Annotated in this window: 4 protein-coding genes; 2 read left to right on the forward strand and 2 right to left on the reverse strand. The window is 60.8% G+C overall.

The window, feature by feature from the left end; translation table 11 throughout:
* Window positions 1-1,090, forward strand: a 1,090-nt coding sequence (locus tag VGG64_25480; protein ID HEY1602982.1) for a beta-galactosidase trimerization domain-containing protein, incomplete at its 5' end; no start/stop codon positions are given.
* Complete coding sequence (locus tag VGG64_25485) at window positions 1,087-2,955, forward strand: dienelactone hydrolase family protein (protein HEY1602983.1); 1,869 nt, start codon at window positions 1,087-1,089, stop codon at window positions 2,953-2,955. The genes VGG64_25480 and VGG64_25485, both read left to right, overlap by 4 nt.
* A gap of 103 nt (window positions 2,956-3,058) precedes the next feature.
* On the opposite strand, the gene VGG64_25490 is transcribed toward VGG64_25485, so the two are convergent.
* Both VGG64_25490 and VGG64_25495 read right to left on the reverse strand, forming a co-directional pair.
* Complete coding sequence (locus VGG64_25490) at window positions 3,059-5,524, reverse strand: phosphoketolase family protein (protein ID HEY1602984.1); 2,466 nt, start codon at window positions 5,522-5,524, stop codon at window positions 3,059-3,061.
* A 34-nt stretch (window positions 5,525-5,558) separates the two neighbouring features.
* Window positions 5,559-6,761 (reverse strand): acetate/propionate family kinase, encoded by a 1,203-nt coding sequence (locus VGG64_25495; protein ID HEY1602985.1) that lies wholly within the window; start codon window positions 6,759-6,761, stop codon window positions 5,559-5,561.
* Between the last annotated feature and the right edge of the window lie 294 nt (window positions 6,762-7,055).

Raw genomic sequence — 7,055 nt, forward strand, 5'->3', positions numbered from 1 at the left:
GCAGACGCGGGCGTTGTACGCGCAAGGGGCGCTGCCGGTTTATTTCTCACATACCTTGGGGGCGTTTCGGTCGTACCAGGAAAAGCACTTGCCCGTCCGCGTGCTGACCGAACACGATCTGGAAGATGCCGACCTGCAAGGGATACGCGTGCTGGTGCTGCCGAATGTGGCCTGCATGTCGTCGCGCGCCGCCGAGGTCGTGCGGCGTTTCGTCGCCAGCGGCGGTGGGCTTGTGGCGACATTCGAGACGTCGCTGTACGACGAGAATTATGAAAAGCGCGCGGACTTTGCCCTGGCCGATCTTTTCCGCGCTCAGTACCTATCGACCGACACGGTGAGCCAGCGCGTCGAGAATCTTTACCTTTCGCTGGCGGCGGACCATCCGATCGTCAATGATCCGCTAATCAAATCCAAGCAAAACACGGCCTGGCTCAATCCGGGCAATCCGCCGGATAAGGGGACGCTGGCCTTGATCGCGAGCGCTGCGGCGGTAAAGCCACTCGACGGCGGCGAAGTGCTGGCGACATACCGGGTGAACTTGCCGGCTGAGCGCGCCAAGGAGCAATTTCCGGCCGTTATCGCCTCGGAATTTGGTAAAGGACGCGTCGTCTTTTTCCCGGCCTCGGTCGACAAGGGGATGTTTTTCTATCCCGACGGCTACATGCGACAGATGCTGGCGAACGCAGCCCAATGGGCGGCGCGCGACGATCGGCCGGATGTGGAAGTGGACGGGCCGCTGATTCTCACCACCACCTATCGCCGCCAGCCAGATAAAAAACGCACGATCGTGCATCTGCTAAACCAGGCCAGTAGCTGGGGCATGCACTCGACCTATCAAAAGCTGGCCCCGCCGCCCGAGGAATTGAACAAGCATTGGGGCTTTCCGAATCAGTCCGAGTTGCGTGGCACATGGCCAGTGCGCGAGGAGATCATTCCGCTCTCGGGCATCCGCGTCCGTTGTCGTGTGCCTGGCGTGACCAAGGCGACGCTCGAGCCCGGTTCGATCGATCTGCCGATCAGCAAGACAGACAACGGTTTAGAAGTGATCGTAAACGATCTTGGTATGCACTCGATGGTAGTATTCGAATGAGAGTTCGGACGTGGATCGTTTTAACAATCTTATGCGCGGGCATTGCACAGGCTTGCGCGGGCGATGAGCAGCCAGTCGCTTTTCGTACGATCGACGATTTGTGGTCGGGCTTTGATCCGCGGGCCTTGCCGCTGGAAGTCGAAGTGATCAAGGCCTGGGACGAAGGTGATGTCCACCTGGAGACGATCTATTTCACCGGCGAGGTGTTCGAAGGCGAAAAAACGCGCGTCTTCGGGTACATCGGCCGTCCTAAGAACATCGCCGGCACGACGCCGGGCATCTTGCACATTCACGGCGGTGGGCAGACGGCCAATCTGGATTGGCCGCGGTTCTGGGCACGCCGTGGGTACATTTCGTTCAGCTTCGATTTTTGCGGCAACACGAATTTACCAACGCTGGGCCCCGAGTATCGACGCGAGCGTTACACGCTGTGGGGTAAGGTGCCTGCCAACATGATGGAAGTCAGCGGCGGCCGGGAAATGAAGCCGACACCGCGCTATAACCCTTGGTACCATTGGAACATGGCAGCGCGGCGCGGACTGACGTTGCTCGAAGCGCAGCCAGGGATCGACGGCGAGCGGCTGGGTATTTTCGGTATTTCGATGGGGGGCACGCTGACCTGGATGGTCGCGGCTGTTGATCCGCGCGTGAAGGCGGCGGTGCCGATCTATGGCAACGGCTGGGAATCGTACTCGGCCTATCCGCCCCAGCCTGAGCCGGAAGTCAGCGAGGATAACCGGCTGTGGCGGGCCTTGATCGCGCCAGAGACTCATGCACCGCGCATCAGTTGTCCGGTGCTCTTCATGAGCGCGACTGACGACTTTCACGGCAAAATGGATCTTGGCTATCGCACGCTCGACCTGCTCAAGTCGCCCATTCGCCGGCAAGTTTTCACGCCCAACTATGACCATCACATCGAGCCGGCCGAAGCCCGTTCGCTGCCGCTGTGGATGGACGTGCATCTGCGCGGGACACCTGCGGAGTGGCCCGCCGCACCACAGATCGAGTTTACTGCCGCGGATGAGGACGGCGTGCCACGTGTGCGCGTCACGGCCGCGGCAGAGTCTGACCCGGTAACGCGCGTCGATATCTATTACGCGTTATCGAACGATTGGCCGATGACCCGCTTCTGGCGAACGATCGAAAACGTGCAGCCCAGCGATGGCGTCTGGATGGGCGCCACCGCGTGTCTGGATGCGAGCGATGTGCTGACCGCGTTCGCCAACGTTACGTACGCCACGGGCATCCGGCAAAGCTCGCGCCTTGCGCGAAGGTCCGTGGCGGAAATCGCCAGGGCACGCCCGACGCTCGTGCGATCGGCCCTGATCGACGCAATGGACACCTCGACCGATTGGAACTGGGTGCCGGCTTATACCGACCCGAATCAGGGAGACACGGCATTTTTCGCTCCCTGGACCGGCGCCGACGGCGAGCGTGGTTTTACGCTCGATCCAAAAATGTTTCCACACGAGCGGGCCACGAGCTACTACTTCGGCACTCGCAAAATCGGCGATCCGCAATTTCGCGGCCAGGCGGGCGCAATGCTAGCGATCGATTATCCGGCGGATCGCGCGCCGGATAAACTCACCATTCGCGTGAGACATCGAGTGCCGGGCGAGCACAGCCAGGAGTTCGAGACAACGGTGCTACCGCAGCCCGACGGCGCAGATACGCCTGCGACTGAAACGGAGTCGCCCGACACGGTGCCCTGGCGCACGCTACGGTTGGAAGTAGGCCAGTTTCACAATGCTCAAAAGGTCGGGCTTCCGGATTGGGAGCACGTTGAATACTTCATTCTGCAAGGAACGAACTCGCCCGGGCATCCGCCGGTGTTTAAGCGGTTGCGATGGGAACCAAAGCCATAGTTCGTCGTTGACGAGTTGGCATTATTGCTGCCATTGGACCGACACGTTGGCCCACGTCGCGCGATGGCGTTTGATCAACAGGACGACCGCCGGCTTCGTACTATCAATCCCGCCAGCGCCAGTTGCGGATCTCGGGCATGTCTTCGCCGTAGGTGCGGATATAGCGCTTGTGGTCGATCAGTTTGTCGCGGCAGAATTGTTTGACGTAGGCTCCTTTGTCTCCCACCTGCGGCAAGCGGTCGATGGCGTCCATCACCAGGTGAAAACGATCTAAATCGTTGAGCACGGCCATATCGAACGGGGTCGTGATCGTCCCCTCCTCCTTGTAGCCGCGGACGTGCATGTTGTCGTGGTTCGCGCGGCGGTACGCCAGTCGGTGAATCAATGTCGGATAGCCATGAAAGGCAAAAATCACGGGCTTGTCGCGCGTGAAGTAGGAATCAAAGTCTTTGTCCGGTAGCCCATGCGGATGCTCGGTGGCCGGCTGCAACTTCATCAGGTCGACCACATTGACCATGCGAACCTTCAACTCGGGCAGATGCTCGCGCAATAGCTTGATTGCGGCCAAGGTTTCCAGAGTGGGCACATCACCGGCCGCGGCCATGACGACGTCGGTTTCTCCGCCGGCGTCGTTGCTGGCCCAATCCCAAATGCTGATACCTGCCGTGCAATGCCGTACGGCCTGATCCATCGAAAGCCATTGCGGCGCGGGATGCTTGCCGGCGACCACCACGTTTACATAGTTCCGGCTCTTTAAGCAGTGGTCGGTCACAGAGAGCAGGCAGTTGGCATCGGGCGGAAGGTAAACGCGCACGACTTCCGCCTTCTTGTTTACCACCACGTCGATAAAGCCCGGGTCCTGGTGCGTAAAGCCGTTGTGATCCTGCCGCCAGACGTGCGATGCTAGCAAGATGTTTAACGAGGCAATGGGCCGGCGCCAGGGAATCTCGCGCGTCACCTTTAGCCACTTGGCATGTTGGTTGAACATCGAATCGATAATGTGAATAAAGGCTTCATACGAGTTGAACAGTCCATGCCGGCCGGTCAGCAGATAACCTTCGAGCCAGCCTTCGCATTGATGCTCGCTGAGAATTTCCACCACGCGGCCATCGCGCGCCAGGTGATCGTCGATCGGGATGCGATCGGCGTCCCACTGGCGCTCGGTAACTTGAAACACATCGCCGAGCCGGTTCGACATGGTTTCGTCAGGACCAAAGATGCGGAAATTGCGCACCGTTTTGTTATGTGAAAGTACGTCGCGCAAATACCCGCCCAGCACGCGCGTGTCTTCGCCATCGACGGCGCCCGGTGCCGGCACGTCGACGGCATAGTCGCAGAAGTCGGGAAGTAATAGATCTTTGAGCAGTAGTCCGCCGTTGGCCTGCGGATTGGCTCCCATGCGGCGTTCGCCATGCGGGGCAAGTTCGGCCAGCTCGGGCATCAGACGGCCCTCGCTATCGAACAGTTCGGCCGGTCGATAGCTGCGCAGCCAGTGGTCCAATTGCGCCAAGTGCTGCGGATTGCGCTTCGGGTCCGAAAGGGGGACCTGGTGCGCGCGAAATGTTCCCTCGACCTGCAGGCCATCGACGATCTTGGGGCCGGTCCAGCCCTTGGGCGTTTGCAGAACAATCATCGGCCAGCGCGGACGCGGAGCATCGGCATTCACACGCGCGTCGGATTGAATCTGACGAATATCGTCGAAGACCGCGTCCAGTGTGGCGGCCATTTGCTGGTGTATCACGGCTGGATCATCTCCCACCACAAAATACGGTTTGTAGCCGTACCCGCGCATTAGCATTTCCAACTCTTCGCGGCTGATGCGCGCGAGGATCGTCGGATTCGAGATCTTGTAGCCGTTCAGATGCAGGATCGGCAGCACGGCGCCGTCGGTCGCCGGGTTCAGGAACTTGTTGCCGTGCCAACTGGTGGCGAGCGGGCCGGTCTCGGCTTCGCCGTCGCCGATCACGCAGGCGACAACGAGTGCGGGATTATCGAACACGGCGCCGTACGCATGACTCAGACTGTAGCCAAGCTCGCCCCCTTCATGGATCGATCCGGGCGTTTCGGGGGCGACGTGGCTGGGGATCCCACCGGGGAAAGAGAACTGCTTGAAGAGATGCTTCAGCCCCGCTTCGTCCTGCGAGACGCGCGGGTACAACTCGCTGTAGGTTCCTTCGAGATAGGTGTTCGCCACCAGGGCCGGGCCACCGTGCCCTGGTCCCGCGATGTAAATCATGTCGAGATCGCGGTCGCGAATCATACGATTCAAGTGGACGTAGACAAAATTCTGCCCCGGCGTTGTTCCCCAGTGCCCCAGCAGGCGCGGCTTGATGTGGGCAGGCTGTAGTGGCTCTTTGAGCAGCGGATTGTCGTACAAGTAAATCTGGCCGACGGATAGATAATTGGCCGCCCGCCAATAGCCATCCATGCGTCGCAGCTGATCGGCCGACAGGGGCTGGGCCGACGAAATCGGGCTCGCCGCTGCCTGGCTACTGTCGGAAGTCGCGGCGCCGGTGCGGGCAGGCGAGGATGGTGGCAGCGACTGCTTGCTCGTCGAAGATGAGTGCATGGCGGATAAACTCCATTACCGTAGGGATCGCGCGCTAGGTCGAGGGGGGCCGTGGCAACTCTGCCAATATCCGTTTGACGTCGCGGGCGATCATGGATTCTTCGTCCGTATGGATGACACGGACGGCGCAGCAGGCGTTGTCGGCCGAGATCAGTCCGGCGCCGCGTGCATTGCGCTGTTCGTCCAGCCGAATACCGAGAAAGTCGAGCGCCTGGCAAATCTCGGCACGAACTTCAACTGAATTCTCGCCAATTCCGCCGGCAAACACCAGCGAGTCGACGCCGCCTAGCGCCGCGGCCATCGCGCCGATCCATTTGCGCGCTTGATAACAGAACACGGCGATGGCGTCGCGGGCCCGCGAATCGGTGGCGCGTCGATCGAGCAGATCGCGCACGTCGGCGCTGGTTTCCGAGAGTCCTAACAGTCCCGAGCGCCGGTTGACTAACTCGTCGAGTGCGTCGGCGCTCAATTGTTCACTACGGACAAGGTGCACCAGAACGCCGGGATCTAGATCGCCGCTGCGGGTGCCCATGACGAGGCCGGCCGTGGGCGTAAAGGCCATGGTCGTATCGACGCACTTTCGCTCATGCACGGCGGCCATGCTCGCACCGTTGCCCAAGTGCGCCAGGATCACGCGCCCGGCGGCCTCTTGTGGGCTGGTCACGCGCGCGAGTTCTTCCATCAAGTACGCGTATGAGATCCCGTGGAAGCCGTAGCGTCGGATGCCGGCCTCGAAATAGTGGAGAGGAAGCGGAAGCAGCGCCGCCACGCGTGGCAGATCGCGATGAAAAGCCGTATCGAAGCAAGCCACCTGGGCGACCGTTGGCAATCGTCGACCGCAACCCTCGATCAAAGCAATCTCACCCGGCAAATGTTCAGGATCGAGTGGACAGAGCCTGCGGAGTTCGTCGACCACGGCCGGCGTGACCAGCTGCGTTGCGGTGTACCTGGCTCCTCCATGGACGATGCGGTGACCGATGCCGGTGATGCTAGTTAAACCGACGCGACGGTCGAGCCATTCAAGCAATTGCCGCGCGGCGGAGTCGGGATCGGCGGCTTCGATCGGCCGCGGAGCCTCGGCGGCGCTACCGGCTGTCTTGGTGGTGAGCGTGGTTCCGCTCTGCCCTATGCGTTCGATCTTGCCCGAGGTGCATCGCGTGGGCGGATCGCCTGGCGCAAACAGGGCGAACTTGATGCTCGACGAACCACCGTTAAGTGTGAGAATCGACGAGCCCATGCTAGGCGATACCAGGGTGCCGCGAAGAGTCCATCCGCTGACAGTATAGCGGAGAACCGGCCTTCAGAAACAAATAGTTGCGGCACAACTGTGAGGGAACAGTGAGCCGAGGCCGCGCGTCGCTGCGCCAAAAAAAGCTTGGCGCTTTTGTTCCCAGCTACGCCGAAACTAGGCACTGGCGTGTACGATTTTGGCCAGTTCCCGTGTCGGGTGGGGGACATGAAGTTTTGGCAGGTCCAGGCCAACACACGTGAGCAATGTACGGGCGCGTGCGGCGTACGTGTGATCGCGCAT

It is taken from the genome of Pirellulales bacterium, from assembly GCA_036490175.1.
Classification (GTDB): Bacteria; Planctomycetota; Planctomycetia; order Pirellulales; family JACPPG01; genus JACPPG01.